18 protein-coding genes and 1 pseudogene are annotated in these 17,074 nt (G+C 65.0%); 9 read left to right on the top strand and 10 right to left on the bottom strand.

Features of this window, described 5'->3' with window-relative positions:
* The first annotated feature begins 10 nt into the window (after window positions 1–10).
* Entirely contained in the window at window positions 11–1,408 is a 1,398-nt protein-coding gene (locus tag HZZ16_RS17210; RefSeq protein ID WP_197949800.1) for a nucleobase:cation symporter-2 family protein, read from the top strand.
* Window positions 1,409–1,505: 97 nt separating this feature from the next.
* On the opposite strand, the gene uraD is transcribed toward HZZ16_RS17210, so the two are convergent.
* The 5 genes from uraD to HZZ16_RS17185 form a co-directional block, all read right to left on the bottom strand.
* Entirely contained in the window at window positions 1,506–2,393 is an 888-nt protein-coding gene (uraD, locus tag HZZ16_RS17205) for a 2-oxo-4-hydroxy-4-carboxy-5-ureidoimidazoline decarboxylase (protein WP_197949881.1), read from the bottom strand.
* A gap of 4 nt (window positions 2,394–2,397) precedes the next feature.
* A complete protein-coding gene (gene puuE, locus HZZ16_RS17200; protein ID WP_197949798.1) occupies window positions 2,398–3,333 on the bottom strand; it encodes an allantoinase PuuE in 936 nt (311 codons plus the stop codon).
* Window positions 3,334–3,747, bottom strand: coding sequence for a DUF3830 family protein (locus tag HZZ16_RS17195; protein WP_197949796.1), 414 nt, complete (start codon window positions 3,745–3,747; stop codon window positions 3,334–3,336).
* Window positions 3,748–4,181: 434 nt separating this feature from the next.
* Window positions 4,182–4,358, bottom strand: a complete 177-nt coding sequence (locus HZZ16_RS17190) for a hypothetical protein (RefSeq protein ID WP_197949794.1) — start codon at window positions 4,356–4,358, stop codon at window positions 4,182–4,184.
* A 651-nt stretch (window positions 4,359–5,009) separates the two neighbouring features.
* Entirely contained in the window at window positions 5,010–5,411 is a 402-nt protein-coding gene (locus tag HZZ16_RS17185) for a hypothetical protein (RefSeq protein WP_197949792.1), read from the bottom strand.
* Between the two features lie 288 nt (window positions 5,412–5,699).
* Between HZZ16_RS17185 and HZZ16_RS17180 the strand changes: the two genes are divergently transcribed.
* Window positions 5,700–5,951, top strand: coding sequence for a DUF2798 domain-containing protein (locus tag HZZ16_RS17180; RefSeq protein ID WP_197949790.1), 252 nt, complete (start codon window positions 5,700–5,702; stop codon window positions 5,949–5,951).
* A gap of 7 nt (window positions 5,952–5,958) precedes the next feature.
* Here the strand turns inward: HZZ16_RS17180 and HZZ16_RS17175 are convergent, their stop codons facing one another.
* The 3 genes and pseudogenes from HZZ16_RS17175 to HZZ16_RS37205 form a co-directional block, all read right to left on the bottom strand.
* Window positions 5,959–7,746 (bottom strand): chloride channel protein, encoded by a 1,788-nt coding sequence (locus HZZ16_RS17175; protein ID WP_197949788.1) that lies wholly within the window; start codon window positions 7,744–7,746, stop codon window positions 5,959–5,961.
* Between the two features lie 12 nt (window positions 7,747–7,758).
* A complete protein-coding gene (locus HZZ16_RS17170) occupies window positions 7,759–8,412 on the bottom strand; it encodes a class II aldolase/adducin family protein (RefSeq protein WP_197949786.1) in 654 nt (217 codons plus the stop codon).
* 134 nt (window positions 8,413–8,546) lie between these two features.
* Window positions 8,547–8,680, bottom strand: a pseudogene (locus tag HZZ16_RS37205) (MarC family protein); the annotation flags it as partial.
* Window positions 8,681–8,980: 300 nt separating this feature from the next.
* Between HZZ16_RS37205 and HZZ16_RS17165 the strand changes: the two are divergent.
* From HZZ16_RS17165 to HZZ16_RS17135, 7 genes are all read left to right on the top strand, one after another.
* Window positions 8,981–9,799 carry a gamma-glutamyl-gamma-aminobutyrate hydrolase family protein gene (locus HZZ16_RS17165; protein ID WP_311974167.1) on the top strand — a complete coding sequence of 273 codons (819 nt, stop codon included), beginning with the start codon at window positions 8,981–8,983 and terminating at the stop codon, window positions 9,797–9,799.
* 3 nt (window positions 9,800–9,802) lie between these two features.
* Window positions 9,803–10,990 (top strand): carboxylate-amine ligase, encoded by a 1,188-nt coding sequence (locus HZZ16_RS17160; RefSeq protein WP_197949782.1) that lies wholly within the window; start codon window positions 9,803–9,805, stop codon window positions 10,988–10,990.
* 86 nt (window positions 10,991–11,076) lie between these two features.
* Entirely contained in the window at window positions 11,077–11,283 is a 207-nt protein-coding gene (locus tag HZZ16_RS17155; protein WP_197949780.1) for a hypothetical protein, read from the top strand.
* Window positions 11,284–11,381: 98 nt separating this feature from the next.
* On the top strand, window positions 11,382–11,948 hold the full coding sequence (locus HZZ16_RS17150; RefSeq protein WP_197949778.1) for a YciE/YciF ferroxidase family protein: 567 nt from the start codon (window positions 11,382–11,384) through the stop codon (window positions 11,946–11,948).
* 168 nt (window positions 11,949–12,116) lie between these two features.
* A complete protein-coding gene (locus HZZ16_RS17145) occupies window positions 12,117–12,500 on the top strand; it encodes an Hsp20/alpha crystallin family protein (protein WP_024342525.1) in 384 nt (127 codons plus the stop codon).
* Window positions 12,501–12,508: 8 nt separating this feature from the next.
* Window positions 12,509–14,887, top strand: a complete 2,379-nt coding sequence (lon, locus tag HZZ16_RS17140) for an endopeptidase La (RefSeq protein WP_197949776.1) — start codon at window positions 12,509–12,511, stop codon at window positions 14,885–14,887.
* On the top strand, window positions 14,884–15,048 hold the full coding sequence (locus HZZ16_RS17135; protein ID WP_197949891.1) for a hypothetical protein: 165 nt from the start codon (window positions 14,884–14,886) through the stop codon (window positions 15,046–15,048). The genes lon and HZZ16_RS17135 overlap by 4 nt, the downstream gene beginning before the upstream one ends.
* Before the next feature lie 70 nt (window positions 15,049–15,118).
* On the opposite strand, the gene HZZ16_RS17130 is transcribed toward HZZ16_RS17135, so the two are convergent.
* Entirely contained in the window at window positions 15,119–15,421 is a 303-nt protein-coding gene (locus HZZ16_RS17130) for an HU family DNA-binding protein (protein ID WP_018320691.1), read from the bottom strand.
* A gap of 343 nt (window positions 15,422–15,764) precedes the next feature.
* Window positions 15,765–16,997 carry an acetyl-CoA C-acetyltransferase gene (locus HZZ16_RS17125; protein WP_197949774.1) on the bottom strand — a complete coding sequence of 411 codons (1,233 nt, stop codon included), beginning with the start codon at window positions 16,995–16,997 and terminating at the stop codon, window positions 15,765–15,767.
* Between the last annotated feature and the right edge of the window lie 77 nt (window positions 16,998–17,074).

Below are 17,074 nucleotides of genomic sequence, written 5' to 3'. Positions count from 1 at the left end.
GGATACATCCATGAGCAACGACGTCCATCCCGTCGACCAGGTCCTGCTGGTCCCGCGCCTGCTCGCGCTGGGGCTCCAGCACGTGCTGGTGATGTATGCCGGCGCGGTCGCGGTCCCCCTCATCATCGGCCGCGCGCTGAAGCTGCCGCCGGAGGACGTCGCCTTCCTGATCAGCGCCGACCTGTTCGCCTGCGGACTTGCGACGCTGGTCCAGTGCGTCGGCTTCCCCGGCGTCGGTATCCGCCTGCCCGTGATGATGGGTGTGACCTTTGCGTCGGTCGGCCCGATGCTGTCGATGGCGGCTGCACCCGACATCGGCCTGCTCGGCATCTACGGCTCCGTGATCGCCGCCGGCCTGTTCGGCATCGTCGTTGCGCCGTTCGTCAGCCGGCTGCTGCCGTTATTTCCTCCCGTCGTCACCGGCACCATCATTCTCATCATCGGCATCTCCCTGATGCGGGTCGGCATCAACTGGGCCGGCGGCGGCCTGCCGACGTTGACGAAGGTGGTCGACGGCGTTCCCGGCAGCTTTCCCAATCCGGCCTATGGGCAATTGCAGGGGCTCGGCATCTCGCTGTTCGTGCTGCTCTTCATCCTCGGCCTGATCAAATGGGGCAGCGGGTTTCTCGCCAACGTCTCCGTGCTGCTCGGCATCATCGCCGGCGCGGTGCTCGCAAGCATTCTGGGCGTCATGCATTTCGACAAGGTCGCCGCCGCCTCCTGGGGCGCGCTCGTGATTCCCTTCCGCTTCGGCTTGCCGCAATTCCACCTGGTGCCTGTCATCACCATGTGCATCGTCATGATCGTGGTGATGATCGAATCGCTCGGTATGTTCCTGGCGCTCGGCGAGATCACCGGCAAGGCCGTTGACCGCGAAGCCCTGAGCCGGGGCTTGCGCGCCGACGGCCTCGGCACGCTGCTCGGCGGCATCTTCAACACGTTTCCCTATACCTCGTTTTCGCAGAATGTCGGCCTCGTCTCGGTCACGGCCGTGTGTTCGCGCTGGGTGACGGTGACGGGCGGCTGCATCATGCTCGTGCTCGGGCTCTTGCCGAAGCTCGCCGCGCTGGTGGAGGCGGTGCCGCTGGTCGTGCTCGGCGGCGCCGGCCTCGTGATGTTCGGCATGGTGGCGGCCACCGGCGCACGCATCCTCACCTCGGTCGATTTCCGCAACAACCGCTACAATCTCTTCATTGTCGCGATCTCGATCGGCTTTGGACTGATCCCGCTCGTTGCTCCCGGCTTTTTTCGTAATCTGCCGCACGATCTGCACCCGCTGCTGGAGTCCGGCATACTGCTCTGCGAGGTTGTGTCCGTGCTGCTCAATGCCTTCTTCAACGGCGTGAGCGGTGGCGCTAGCGCGGAAGCTGACGCAGCGTCAGCCGCCGCATCGGCGCAACATGTCTAAAGCGCGATGCGACTAGGATGAATCGTCATCGCGCTTTAGGTTATTGTTTGTGCATGATCTTATCGGAAAACCGCTACGCACTTTTCCGGATCATGCTCTAGCTGCCGCGATAAGTCGAGTAGCTCCAGGGCGTGACCAGCAGCGGCACGTGGTAATGGCTTTCCGGCTCGCTGATCGCAAAGCGCAGCGGGATCTCGTCGAGGAATGGCGGATCGGACAACGGCACGTTGCGCGCGGCGTAATATTTGGCAACGCTGAAGCGCAGCTCGTAGCGGCCGATCGGCAGCGGACGGCCGCCGATCAGCGGCTGGTCGGTGCGGCCGTCGACATTGGTCAGCGCGCGCGCGATGACGCGGTTCTCGCCAAGGCTCGCGAGCTCCACGAGCTCAATCGGGATGCCCGGCGCGGGTTTGCCAATCTGGTTGTCCAGCACATGGGTCGAGAGCCGCCCGTGCACCTTCAGCCTGTCGTCAGCGACGACGAGCTGGTCGAGGCGCAGCGCGGAGATGCGGCCGATCTCCTCGATCGCACGCCTAATCTCGGACTTGGCGATGTTGAGCAGCCGCGCCTCGAAATCGCGCAGCACGGAATCCTTGGTGTGACGGCGCACGCAGACGATATAAGGAAAGCCGAACTTGTCGCGATAAGCGTTGTTGGCCCGCTCGAACGCGGCGTATTCGGCATCCGACAGCCGGTCGAGGCCGGCGCTGTTCTGCTCGTCGGTCGATTCCGCGGTGAGGCCGGCGGCGCGCTGCGTCTTGTTGGCGAGATCGGGATGCGCCCGGATCAGCGCCAGCTGCACGTCAGGCTCGGCACTCTGGATCGCCGCCATCAGCGCGGCGTGCAGCTCGTTGATGCCGGCGAACGGCCGCTTTGCCGCGAGCTGCTCGGCGATCCACGGCGAATATTCGACGACGTTGGCGAGCGCCGCGACGAAGTCGGCCGTGCTTGCATTGTTGAGATCGGCGAGCGAAATCTGCGACATCATCTCACCCGATCTCGAATGCGTCGGCGGCAAGATGGGCGTGCTTCTCGTGCCAATGCTGCGCGATCTGCAGCCGCGTCGGCACCCAGACGCGCTCGTGCTTGCCGATATAATCGAGGAAGCGCATCAAGCCTGCTGCGCGGCCGGGCCGGCCGGCGAGGCGGCAATGCAGGCCGACCGACATCATCTTCGGCGCGGTTTCGCCTTCCGCGTAGAGCACGTCGAAGGCGTCCTTCAGATAGGTGTAGAACTGCTCGCCCTCAGCAAACCCTTGCGGGTTGATGAAGCGCATATCGTTGGCATCGAGCGTATACGGAATGATGAGCTGCTTGCCATTGGCGCCCTTGACCCAATAGGGCAAATCGTCGGCATAGGAGTCGCAGAGATAGAGGAAGCCGCCTTCCTCCATCAGCAGACGATTGGTGTTGATCGAGGAGCGCCCGGTGTACCAGCCGAGCGGACGCGAGCCCGTCGCCTCGGTATGCACGCGGATGGACTCGGCGATCTCGGCGCGCTCCTGCGCCTCCGTCATGTCCTTGTGCTCGATCCATTTCAGGCTGTGGCTGGCGATATCCCAGCCCGCCTCCTTCATCGCAGCGACAATCTCGGGATTGCGCTTGAGCGCGGTCGCGACGCCGAACACTGTGGTCGACCAGTTCCGCTCGTTGAACATCCGCCACAGCCGCCAGAAGCCGGCGCGCGAGCCATATTCAAACATGGATTCGATGTTGGCGTGGCGCTGGCCCGGCCAGGGCTGCGCGCCGAGCACATCGGACAGGAAAGCTTCCGAGGCGCGGTCGCCGTGCAGGATGTTGTTCTCGCCGCCCTCTTCGAAATTGACGACGAACTGCACCGCGACCCGCGCATTGCCGGGCCATTGCGGATGCGGCGGGTTGCGGCCGTAGCCGCGGAGATCGCGCGGGTAGCGGGGCTCAGTCACTCAGATTTCCTCGAAGCGGATCGGTAGCGCGCCCTTCCACAGCACGCTCTTGCCCAGCGTCGCCAGGTTCTCCAGGCCCGAGGTCAGCGTGATGAAATGGTTGCCGGCGAGCTGGCCCATCTTGCTCGCAAAATGCACGCCGCCATAGGCCAGCAGGATCTCGGTCTCGCTGATGCCACCGGGATAGAGGATGATCTGGCCGGGCGCGGGATAGCTGGTGTGGTTCTCGTAGCCGACGCCGAAGTCGAGGTCGCCGAGCGGCATCCACACGCCCTCGCCGCTCCAGCGCACATGGATGATGTGGCTTTCGAACGGCAGCGCCTTGCGGAAGGCGGCGACGGTTTTGGGCGCCGCTTGCTCCTCGAAACGGGCATCGAAGGTGAAATCGCCGGCGCGGATAACGAGTTTGCTCATCTCATCTCTCTGGATCGGGGGCGATGCGCCCCGCGGGGAACTTGCAGCAAAAAGCACTCCCGACCGTTTCGCGCAAGTGGCGCGGGGAGGCTCTTGCCTGCCTCGGGCATGCCACCCGACATGGTCGATCGCGTGAAAGCTCGTCGCCATTGAACCGGATTGCCGGAGGTGAGTCCACCGGCACGGCCGGCGGAATTGCGGGCAATGGGCCGACGCCAACGACGTCCGCGGGCGGCGTGCTCCAGCGCGGCAATGCAGCTCTCCCGTGTGCCGGACAAGCTGCAACGCGCAAACGTTGCGGCGCAGAGCCGGGACCTAGAGCCGCGCGGGACGACGTCGTGAGATGGGCCCCGGCTCGGCAGCGCATCGTCGAAGAGACGATGCGCTGCGTCCGGGCATGAGAGCGAAGCCTTGCGCGCGCACTCTCCTCCTCGTCATTGCGAGCGAAGCGAAGCAATCCAGACTGTCACCGCGGAAAGATTCTGGATTGCTTCGCTGCGCTCGCAATGACGGAGCAAGGGGCGACGCAGCAACTCTCCAACGTGCATTGCAGATTGCAGATACGCCTTCGCCTTCTCGCGACGCATTTCGCCCGAGCTTTGCTTGGTCAATCCGCCCTCTTGAGCCAAGAGGGCGCAGGGAAGGCCGGGTGCCGGCTGGCACCCGCGGTCCGCTGCGCGAAGATGTAGCGCAAAAAGACCGCACAGCAGCATACAGGTGAAGCCCAACACACGGCCTTCCCTGCGCGATGGTCGGACGGCTTATGCCGCGCTCTCCCGGGAGCCGAGTTCGTTCTGGCCTCCCTCACTCCCGCGAAAGTCACCGGCACCGCGCCGGTTGACGCAGATGCCGCATTCGCCAGAGCTTGACCGTAGCAACGACGGCCAGGACCACACGGTTTTGCCGTACGCGCGGTTCGTTGGCGCCGCAGGGTTCGACGGATTTGTGCACGTTGCCATCGAAATGCCGGCGCGACGAACCTGACAGCGCCGCTCGTCCGTACGAAGCCTTAGGGCTCACGGAGAGCAATCCGCCCTGCCCTCAGCTCTCGTACACGACGCTGCCGCGTCCACCGCAAGCCCGGCTCGCGACAATGACGACCTCATGATCGCCCCTCGAGATGAGCCGGGATGGGCGACACATACGATATTTCCGAAATTCGGTAAAGCGGAATATTTTCGCACGGATGGGTTGACAGAGAAGCGAAACACCCGCTCGCAGCCCGGTTCGCGCAATCCGCGCGCTTCGCGGGCCTCGACCGCTCAGTATGGCGCGTAACCATAGCCCGGATCGTAGTAGTAAGGACTACCGCCGTAATAACCAGGGCCGCCGTAGTAACGCGGGCCATAGCCGTAGTAATAGCGGTTTTCGTAATATTCGCGGCGGCGGCTCTCGGCGATCGCGCCTCCGATCAGACCTGCGGCCATGCCCATGAAGGCCAGACCCGCGGCATTCGGCCCGCGTCGATAGTAATGGCGACGCCGGTGTGCGCTGAAATCGGTGACGTCGGAGGCGGCCTCGCCGGCAACAGCCGCCTTGGCGGCCGGTGTCCCGGCCGACGCCGCTGCGGATGGGGATGTGGAAGCCGCAATCAGGGCGAGGCTTGCAAGCGCCACCACGATCGTATTGCGGCCGGCTGCGGAAATCACGGGTCCAATACTCATGCTCAATTTCCTCTCTTCTCGCCCAAAGAGACATAAGCAAACGATCTATAATCCGCAAACCACTGAAATGGTTTCATGATCGCGGCGATCTGCCACGCTTTGAACGATTGTAAACCGAACGATCAGATCCAGCTTGAACCACCCAACCTGAGCGGTTAATGAACAGCCGCGCCGTATTCGGTCGCCGTAAGCGTTTCACGTGAACCAACGCATCAACCGACGCCGTCGGGATCGATGCCATTTCCAGGGTTCAACGTGATCGACGCGTCCTTTTCCAAGAGAAACCAGATGATTGTGGTTCGCAAACTGCCGGCGCGCTATGCGCCGATCGTGATGCCATTCGTGCTGTCCATCCTCATGACGGCGGTGGTGTCGGTCATTTCGACGCTGCGGAGCCTGGGAGCAACGCCGGCGTTCCTGGCGACCTGGCCGGGCGCCTGGGGACTGTCCTGGCTCGTCGCGTTCCCGACGCTGCTGGTGGTGCTGCCGCTGGTCCGCCGGATCGTGGCCTGGCTCGTCGCAACCCCACCCGGCCGGTGACCCGCGCTTACGACAGCGCCCCCAGCACGCCTCTCGTCGCCTTGTCGATCTCCTCGACATAGCGGCGGCGGGCGAAATTCTCGGTGAGGAAGCCGACCACCTTGCGGCTGTCGGTGGAATCGACCACCGCCAGCATCTCCGCCTCGGCTTCGTCGAACACCGCCATCGCCGACTTCACGTTCATTTCCGGGATCAGCACGATGTCGATCAGGCGGGCGAGCTCGATCACCTGGATGTCGTCGGCGATGGTGTCAAGGTCGCTGGAGAACAAATCGGGCAGCAGGACGAGGCCGACATATTCGTCAGCATTGTTGACGATGACGATTCCCGGCCGCGAGCCGAGCGCGAACTCGCGGCGCGCGGCGGCGATCGTCGTGGTCGAGGGCACCTTGCCGACATCCGAGCGCATCAGGCGCTCGACCGTGAGATTGCGCAGCCAGCCGACGTCGTTGGCGCTGCGGATGGTCTCGCCGCGCAGATGCAGGCGCCAGGTCGAGAAGGAGTGGCCGAACATGAAGCGCACGCAGATCGAGGTCACGATGCAGCCGGCCAGCACCACGGCGGTGACGTCGACGTTGCGTGTCATCTCGAGCACGAGGAACGACATCGTGAGGGGGCCGCCGACGATGGCGACGCCGAGCGTCGCCATGCCGGTCAGCATCGCCACCAGCGGATCGATCGCGAAGTTCGGGCTGATGAGCAGCAGCACCGCGGCAAAGAACTTTCCGATCAGGCTGCCGACGAACAGCGAGGCGAAGAACAGGCCGCCGCGAAAGCCCGAGGCGAGCGAGATCAGGCAGGCCGTCACCTTCAAGGCGATGATCAGCGCGATCAGGCCGACCGTCATCTCGTGGAAAAGATCGAGCACCATGGCGCCATGGCCGGCCGCGAGAACCTGCGGCGTGATGATGGCGAACCCGCCGACGATGAGGCCGCCGATCACCGGACGCAGCCAGACCGGCATCCAGGCGAACAGCCGCTCGAACATCGGCGAGGAGCGCATCACGGCGATGCCGACGCCGCTGGTGATGAGGGCGAGCCCGATCAGCGCCAGATATTGCTCGACACCGACGGCGCTGACCTTGGGTATCTCCAGCGAGTATGGCGCGCCGCCCAGCCATTGCGCGGTCAAGGCCCCCGCAAGGGAGGCGGCGAGGATCGGCGCGGCACTGCCGACCGCATAGACGCCGACGATCAACTCGCAGGCGTAGAAGGCGCCGGTGATCGGCGCGCCGAACGCCGCCGCGATCGCCGCCGCGGCCCCGCAACCGACCATCAGGCGCAGATCGTTGCGGCGGAGATTGAAGAACTTGCCGAGCTGCGAGGCGATGCCGGAGCCGATCTGGGTGTAGCCCGCCTCGAGGCCGACGGAGGCGCCGCAGCCATTCGAGATCAGAGTCTGGCCTGCGACCACCACGCTGTCGCGCATCGACAGATTGCCGCCCCGCAGCGCGTTCGCCTCGATCGGATCGACCGCGTTCGATATCCTCATGCGCCGCCGCGACCATTCCATGATTCCGAGGGACAGCCCGCCGAGCGCGGGTGCGATCAGTGCCGCCCAGGGACTGACGCTCGCGTGGGCCGACAGGTGGACATCAATGGGAATGCCGTAGATCACGACATGCGCGATCTGGGCGATCAGGGCCATCAGCGTCACGACCGCGCCAGCGAGCGTGCCGATCACCAGCGCGAGCGGGATCAGGTAGAACTCGTTGCTGCGCAGCAGGGCGCGCATCCGAACCATGGTGCGGTTCGTCCGCTTGCGATCGACGAGATGCCTGATCCGCACGAACACCTTTGGCCCGCCCTACCCTTCCGACAGGCCGTAGCCGGCCATGCGCTGACGGACCCGCTCGATCTCATCGCTGGGGAGCAGGGGCGGTTGTCCGATCTGCAGACAGCCGTGATATTGCCGCGCCAGCGTCTCGACTTCGACCGCCAGCCACATCGCCTTGTCCAAGGTCTTGCCGATCGCGATCATGCCGTGATGATCGAGCAGGCAGGCGAGCCGACCCTCCAGCGCCCGCACCGCATGCTCGGACAGCTCCGCCGTCCCGTACGTCGCGTAGGGCGCGCAGCGGATGTTGTCGCCGCCCGCCGCCGCGATCATGTAATGCACGGGAGGGATCTCCATGCCCATGATCGCCAGGATGGTGCAATAGGTCGGGTGGGCGTGCACGACGGCGTTGACGTCGGGCCGCGACTTCAGGATGTCGCGATGAAAGCGCCATTCGCTCGACGGCTTCTGGTCGGGCGCGTGCGAGCCGTCCATGGCCATGAAGACGATCTGGTCCGGACTCATGGCCTCATAGGGCACGCTGGTCGGCGTCACCAGGAGCCCGCCCGCATGCCGGACGCTGATATTGCCTGATGTGCCCTGGTTGATGCCGAGCGCATTCATGCGCCGGCAGGCGTCGATAATGGCCTGTCTCTTGGCGAGTTCGTCCGCTGTCATCGACATGTCGATTTCCTGTCGAAGGGCTTATTGGACGGGAGTACGTCAAAGCAACATGACAGTGCAAGCGAAAGCGTCCCGTATGCCGTGACACACCAGCCGACGGGATAGCACCAGGTTAACAGATTGTCGCAGCTCCAGGGCAGGCCGGTCCGGACCGCCGCGACCCGTTTATGACGAACTGCACGGAATAGGCGACGAGGACGCACGAGAGCACGGCATTTCCGCTGCGACCGCGCGTGCGTGCTATCAGGCCCGCGGAAAGAAAGCACAGGGAGAAACCACTTGGACGTCTCTCCCGGTTCGGCTGTCCACGTGCGAGCAATAACAAAAGTTAAGACTGGTGCGGAGGCAATGAGATCGAACAGTGCAATCGCGAAGCAACCATTCCCGACGATTGCCGTTTCACTGTGCATCGATACACGAACAGAAGCAGCCAAAGCAATTGCACGAGCCCCGTTCCAGAATTGATCCGCACGATGGCGTTGCCTGCAGCCGCTGGGCACTTCGATTAGGGACAAACGTCAAAGAGCTCAAGGCGGCGATTCATCAATTCGGCAGCGCGGCGGACGCCGTGGAATACGGCCTTCAGCAATGGCGGCGTAGCGCCTCGCGTGGGCAGTGGCAGGGGCGCAGCGGTGCACCGCAGGTCGGCATTCTCTCCGATTCCATGGTCGCACGCGGCGAGCAGCTCGCCGCGGTCTCGATGGTCTGTGTCAATGCGATCGGTCTTGTCGCAGGCGCCGTGCCGCGGATTCTGCCCGCGGCGCCCGAAGCTGACATCGATGCCTATCTGGACGGGCTCGACGGCCTCTTCGTCGGTGGCGGACAGACCAACGTTCATCCGTCCCGCTATGGACGAACGGTCGACGAGGGGCGCGACGGCCCGTTCGACGAATTCCGCGACGAGGTCGCGCTGCGCCTGATCCCGCGGGCGCTGGCGCGAGGCATCCCCGCTCTGTTCATCTGCCGCGGCTTCCAGGAGCTGAATGTCGCCTTCGGCGGCGCACTGGCGAAGGAGCCCGACGATTTGCCCGAGGAGCAACGCCATGGCACGCCCGAGGCGGACAACGAGGACGCCCGCTACCGGCTGCGGCAGAAGGTGACGCTGCGCAAAGGCGGCGTCCTGCAACAGATCTGCGGCGCGGACTCGATCATGGTGAATTCGCTGCACAGCTTCCTGATCGCCGATCTCGCACCGGGTCTCGTCGCGGAGGCCGTCGCCGACGACGGTTCGATCGAGGCCGCCAGCGTTGAGGGCGCGAGCGAGTTTGCGCTCGGCACCCTTTTTCACCCCGATTATTGGGCGAGCTCCGACCACGCCTCGGCGCGCATTCTGGCGGCTTTTGGGGACGCGGTTCGCCGCCACGCCAGGGCGCAGGGGGCGGCATAGGTCATGCACCGCTACCGCTTCGGCATCGAAGAGGAATACTTCCTGGTCAACCGCCAGTCCGCGGCGCCGCGATACGAGCTGCCCAAGCCTTACATGGCGGCGGCGCAGAAGCGCCTCGGCGAACGGTTGACCACCGAGATCCTGCAATCGCAGATCGAGGTGGCAACCCCGCCGCTGACGTCTTCGGCCGATGCGCTGGCCGAGCTCGCGCATTATCGTTCGGTGCTCACCGAGGTTGGCAAGGACCACGGCGTTGGCATCATCGCGGCCGGCACACACCCGCTGGCGCAGCCGCAGCAGCAGCGCATGACGCGCAAGCGCCGCTACAGCAAGGTCATCAGCGATCTCGGGATGGTCGGCCTCGGTAACCCGATCAGCGGACTGCACGTCCATGTCGAGGTCCCCGAGCCCGATTTGCGCGTCGAGATCATGCACCGCCTGGTGCCGTTCCTGCCGCTGCTGCTGGCGCTCTCGACCTCCTCGCCGTTCTGGTGCGGCTACCCGACGGGATTGCTGGGCTACCGCAATGCCGCCAACGACGCCCTGCCCCGGACCGGCTTTCCCGAGATGTTTCGGAACCTTTCCGAATACGAGACCTACGTGAAGACCTTGGTCGATGCCGGCATCGTCCCCAACGCCACCTATGTCTGGTGGGCGTTGCGGCCCTCGCTGCAGCATCCGACCCTCGAGCTTCGCATCACCGATTGCTGCACGGCGATTGCGGATTCGGTGGCGATCGCGGCGCTGTTCCGCGCGCTGGTCCGCCACGCAATCCACCATCCCGAGCTGAACGCCACCTATTCGGCCGTGCACCGCGCGCTGGTCGAAGAGAACCGCTGGCGCGCCCAGCGTTACGGAACCGACGGCACCTATATCGACCTGGTGTCGTTCGAGCCGGTCGCGTTCAGAAGCTGGCTCGATGCGGTGATCGCCATGGTGGCACCCCACGTCCATCATCTCGGCATCGAAGACGACATCCAGCATCTGAAGTCGATTCCCAAGCGCGGCACGTCGGCCCACCTTCAGCTCGAATATTTTCGCGGTTTGCGCAAGTTGGGGCGCTCGCCGCGGGAAGCGATCGGCGACGTGGCGAAATGGCTGCGGACCTCCACCGAAGCCGGAGACTTCACCGCCCGGGGCGGCGAGCCGAAGGCGCCCGCCACACGGCAACGACTCACCGACCTGGTCTGACGCCGCAGGCCGCGGTTGCATGGAACGAGGTTTCGGCCGCCGACTTAGCTCTGCGTGACAGCAATGGACAATGGTGGAGACCAATCATGAGCGACAGCGGAGTTAGCATGCTGTTGGGCCACGCCTCGGCCCAGATGCTTTGGCTCTGGTTCATCGGCGCGTTCGTGCTCGGCGGGGCCCTCGTTTACGGGGTGATGAAGGCCGGCCATCTGCGCCGCAGCGAGCGCGCACGCCTCGACCGGGCGACGGAAGAACGCCAGCGCCAGGAAGACCCCTACAAACGCCCGACCTGAGCAAGGTTGCAGTTTGGAACTTTCGTTCTCCGACGGCTTTGATCGCCCGAGGATTGAGGAAGGCGAGGCCTTCCCGTGTCGCCTCATGAGGAGGACGTATGGCTAAACGAGCGAAGAAACGCACGACCAAGAAGACCGCGGCGCGCCGGCCGCGTCAGGCGCCGAAGATGCTCAGCGACCTGTTTCTGGAGACGCTGAAGGACATCTATTTCGCCGAGAACAAGATCATCAAGACCCTGCCCAAGATGGCCAAGGCCGCGAATTCCAAGGAGCTTGCGGCCGCCTTCAACAAGCATTTGCGCGAGACCCAGGGCCAGGTCAAACGGCTCGACCAGATCTTCAAGATGCTGGGCAAGCCGGCACGCGGCAAGCCCTGCGAGGCCATCAACGGCATTGCCGACGAGGGCGCCGAGATCATGAAGGAGTTCAAGGGCGCGCCGGCGCTCGACGCCGGACTGCTCGCGTCCGCCCAGTCGGTCGAGCATTACGAGATCTCCCGCTACGGCACGCTGCGCACCTGGGCCGAGGAGCTCGGCATGCAGGACGCAGCAAGGCTGCTCCAGGAGACGCTGGACGAGGAAGAGGCGACCGATCAGACGCTGACCGAGCTTGCCACCTCCGTGATCAACCTCGAAGCGGAAGAAGACTACCGCGCGGCGGCCTGACCTCGCGCCCTGCCAATGAACGGAACGTCGCGGCCACATGCCGCGGCGTTCGCTTGCCTTGATCGCACGACCGCGCATGGCACATCGGCGCCACCGCACCGGATTTCCGCACTGGATTTCCCTGGAACCAGCCCCATATGCAGGCTTTCCCATCCCAGAGCCCGCATCATGCAACCCAAAAATCCCCTCGACTGGATGCTGTCCGAAGCCCTGGACTCGCTGACCCGCGCCGATCGGCTGCGCCAGCAATTCGGCCGCCAAGAAGCCTGCTGGGAGCCGCCGATCGACGTGCTCGAAACCGAGCGTGAGCTCCTGATCCTGGTCGCGCTTCCCGGCGTCAATCCGGACAATGTCGAGACCGTCATCCATGACGGCGTGCTCGTCATCTCGGGTCAGCGCACCCTCCCGCCGGAGCTTCGCAACGCCCGCATCCATCGACTCGAGCTGCCGCAAGGGCGTTTTGAGCGCCGCATTGCATTGCCCCTCGGCCGCTACGCCATCAGCCGCTTCGTGATGGACGGCTGCGTCGCACTGCGCCTCGCGAAATCCTGAGGTCGATCATGGCCACCGAACAGATGAACAACGAACAGACCAATAACGACGTGAAGATCCCCGACGACGCGCTGATCATCGTCCCCGTGCGCGAGATGGTGCTGTTTCCCGGCGCGATCGCGCCGATCACGATCGGCCGGGCCAAGTCCATCGCCGCCGCGCAGCAGGCGCTGCGCGAGCAGCGGCCGGTCGGCATCGTCCTGCAGCGCAGCCCCGAGACCAACGACCCCGGGCCGGACGACCTCTATCGGGTCGCGACCATCGCCAACATCGTGCGCTACATCACCGCGCCCGACGGCGCCCATCACATCGTCTGCCAGGGCGTGCAGCGCGCGCGCATCCTCGACTTCCTGCCGGGGACGCCGTTCCCCGCCGCGCGCTTCCAGCAGATCCCCGAGCCGACCACGGACTCGCCCGAGATCGAGGCCCGCGCGCTGAACCTGCAGCGCCTGGCCATCGAGGCGATCGAGTTGCTGCCGCAGGCACCGCCCGAGCTGGCCGCCATGTTCCAGGGCACCAGCGCGCCCGGCGCGCTGGCGGATCTGGCGACCTCGTTCATGGACATCAAGCCGCAGGACAAGCAGGAGGTGCTGGAGACCATCGACCTCGCGCTCCGCATTGACAAGGTGTCGAAGCACCTGGCCGAGCGGCTGGAGGTGCTGCGCATCTCCAAGGAGATCGGTCAACAGACCAAGGCCTCCTTCGACGAGCGGCAGCGCGAAGCGATCCTGCGCGAGCAGATGGCGACGATCCAGCGCCAGCTGGGCGAAGGCGACGGCAAGCAGGCCGAAGTCACCGAGCTGACGGCTGCGATCGCCAAGGCCAACATGCCGCCGGAGGCGGAGGCGCATGCCAAGAAGGAGCTGCGCCGCTACGAGCGCATGCCTGAGGCTGCCGGCGAGGCCGGCATGGTCCGCACCTATCTGGACTGGCTGATCGAGCTGCCCTGGGCGCTGCCTGAGGAGAAGCCGATCGACATCAAGGAGGCGCGCGCCATCCTGGATGCCGACCATTTCGGCCTGGAGAAGATCAAGAGCCGGATCATCGAATATCTGGCGGTCCGCAAGCTCGCCCCGCAGGGCAAGGCGCCGATCCTGTGCTTCGTCGGCCCGCCCGGCGTCGGCAAGACCTCGCTCGGCCAGTCCATCGCGCGCGCGATGGATCGCTCCTTCGTGCGCGTCAGCTTGGGCGGCGTGCATGACGAGGCCGAGATCCGCGGTCACCGCCGCACCTATATCGGTGCGCTGCCCGGCAACATCATCCAGGGCATCAAGAAGGCGGGCGCGCGGAACTGCGTCATGATGCTGGACGAGATCGACAAGATGGGCCGCGGCGTGCAGGGCGATCCGTCGGCGGCCATGCTGGAGGTGCTCGACCCCGAGCAGAACGGGACGTTCCGGGACAATTACCTCGGCGTGCCCTTCGACCTTTCGCGCGTGGTGTTCATCGCGACCGCCAACATGCTCGACCAGATCCCGGGTCCGCTGCTGGACCGCATGGAGCTGATCAGCCTCGCCGGCTACACCGAGGACGAGAAGCTGGAGATCGCGCAGCGCTACCTGGTGCGGCGGCAACTGGAAGCCAACGGCCTCTCGGCCGGGCAGGCCGAGATCGAGCCGGAGGCCCTGAAGCTGATCGTCAAGGGCTACACCCGCGAGGCCGGCGTGCGTAACCTCGAGCGCGAGATCGGCAAGGTGTTCCGGCATGCTGCGGTGCAAGTCGCCGAAGGCACGGCCACGAAGGTCGTGGTGACGGCAAAGGACATCGCCACCGTGCTCGGCCAGCCGCGCTTCGAGGGCGAGATCGCACTGCGCACCAGCGTTCCGGGCGTGGCCACCGGCCTTGCCTGGACGCCGGTCGGCGGTGACATCCTGTTCATCGAAGCCACGCGCGTGCCCGGCAAGGGCGGGCTGATCCTGACCGGCCAGCTCGGCGACGTCATGCGCGAGAGCGTGCAGGCTGCGCTGACGCTGGTGAAGAGCCGGGCCGCTCAGCTCGGCATCGATCCGCAAGCGTTCGAGAAGAGCGACATCCACGTTCACGTCCCCGCGGGCGCGACCCCGAAGGACGGACCGAGCGCGGGCGTTGCGATGTTCACGGCACTGACCTCCCTGCTCACCAACCGCACGGTGCGCAGCGATACCGCAATGACCGGCGAGATCTCGCTGCGCGGCCTGGTGCTGCCGGTCGGCGGCATCAAGGAGAAGGTGGTGGCTGCGGCTGCTGCCGGCCTGAAGCGGGTGATGCTGCCGGCGCGCAACAAGCGGGACTATGACGACATCCCGAAAAGCGCGCGGGACAACCTCGAATTCATCTGGCTGGAGCGCGTCGATGAAGCCATCGCCGCGGCGCTCGAGCCGGCTGAAGCCAAGGAAGCGGCGGAGTGAAGGCGATGAAGAAACTGCTGGAAAGAGCGAAGCGATCTCGGAAGACGCAGCGGCTGCGCCAGCTGCTCGATCGCGCCATCGACCGCGTTCGCGATGCCCTGGCAGGACCCGAACCGCGGCTTCAGCCGCTCCCGGTCCCGGTGAAGCGCCGCAAGGGTTGAGCCCTCCGTCTCGAACCCTCGCGGCAGCCCCAGACAAAAGGCCCCCTCGCTCGAGGGGGCCTTAGCGTTGTTAGCCCACGGCGTCCTTGGCGGCCTTGACCGGGCGGGCGCGGACGATCTTCCGGGCCGGCTTGGCCTTGAACATCATCTCTTCACCCGTGAACGGGTTGGTGCCCTTGCGCGCCTTGGTCGCGGGCTTCTTGATGACCACGAACTTCGCGAAGCCCGGCACCAGGAACAGGCCGTTCTTCTTGAGCTCCTTGTGGCCGACATCGGTCAGCGTCTCCATGACGTTCTTGACGTCACGCTTGGAAAGCTCGGTGGCGGTCGCAATCTTTTCGATCAACTGCGATTTGGACATCTGGGTTGGCATCGTGTCTCCTCTGATTCGTTGCCGGTTGCATATTAGACCAACCGTTGAAGGCCTATAGCCTTCTGCACAGTTTTGTCGCGAAATTACAGGCTTTTCTGGCCTGCTGTGACAAAAAACCCTGCTTTTTAGCTACTTCCGGAGCGGAGGAAGCCTCGGGCAGCGGTTTTTGCCTTGTTTCAAAGGCCCGCACGCCATCTTGCTAAAGCTGATTCGCGGCTTTCGACAAGCGATGACGGCCTCTTTGTGCGAGAAGAAGCGCTTTTCGCCCTGGAAAATAAGGGCTGGATTGCACGGCAGCTCTCCCGCTCCCCATTTTTTACGGGGAGCGGTGAAGAGGCGTCGGCTAGACGCGCTCGATGATGATGGCGGGCGCCATGCCGCCGGCGGCGCACATGGTGACGAGACCGCGCTTGAGGTCGCGCCGTTCGAGCTCGTCCAGCACCGTGCCGATCAGGATCGAGCCAGTGGCGCCGATGGGATGGCCGAGCGCGATCGAGCCGCCGTTGACGTTGACCTTGGCCCGGTCGAGCTTGAGGTCGCGGATATATTTTTCCGCCACCACGGCGAAGGCCTCGTTGATCTCGAACAGGTCGATGTCGTCGATGGTGAGCCCCGCCTTGGCCAGCACCTTGCGCGTTGCCGGCACCGGTGCGTTCAGCATCAGGGTCGGCGAGTCCCCCATGTTGGCCATCGCGACGACGCGGCCCCGGGCTTTAAGGCCATGCGCCTTGGCGTAAGCGGGCGAGGCCAGAAGGATCGCGGCAGCGCCGTCGACGACGCCGGAGGAGTTGCCGGCGTGATGCACGAATTCGATTTCGAGATCAGGGTACTTTTGCAGGATCAGGCCGCGATAGGTCGTGCCCTTGTCGTCGAGCGCGTAGTCCGCGATGGCCGGAAACGCCGGCTTCAGGCTGCTGAGGCCTTCCATCGTGGTCTGCGGCCGCGGGTATTCTTCGTGGTCCAGCGCCAAGCTGCCGTCCTCGCGGTGAACAGGCACGAGGCTCTTCTTGAAGTGGCCGTTCGCGATCGCATCCGCGGCGCGCTTCTGGCTCTCCAGCCCGAGCGCGTCGACATCCCTTCGGGTGATTCCCTCCAGCGTCGCGATCGCGTCCGCACAGACGCCCTGATGCGACTGCGGATGCCGCGCCCGCAGGCGCAGATTGCCGCTGTCCATCATCATCGGACCGCCGCCGCGGCGTCCCTCCATCGACATCATCTCGCAGCCGCCGGCGATGACGAGATCCTCGGCGCCGGCCATGATCGAGCTTGCCGCCATGTTGACGCTGGTGATGCCGGAACCGCAGAAGCGGTCGAGCGTCACCGCGCTGGCACGCACGTCGTAGCCGGCATCGAGCGCCGACATGCGGCCGAGATCGCCGCTTTGCGTTGCCACCTGCGCGCTGCAGCCCCAGACGATATCATCGACATCGGCGGTGTTAATGCCGGTGCGGTCGGCGAGCGCGCGCAGCACGGTTGCCCCGAGCTGTTGCGGATGAATGCCCGACAGGGCTCCCTTGCCGGCCTTGCCGATGCCCCGCGGGGTGCGGCAGGCATCGATGATCAGCGCGTCAGGCATTGGCGTCGTCCTCTTGTTATGGGTGTTGAGGGCGTTGTGAATCAGAGGGACTGGCGAGTCAATGCGCGCTGCCCTCT

It is taken from the genome of Bradyrhizobium glycinis (assembly GCF_016031655.1).
GTDB classification, from domain to species: Bacteria; Pseudomonadota; Alphaproteobacteria; order Rhizobiales; family Xanthobacteraceae; genus Bradyrhizobium; species Bradyrhizobium glycinis.
This window is presented reverse-complemented; position numbering and strand designations above follow the sequence as displayed.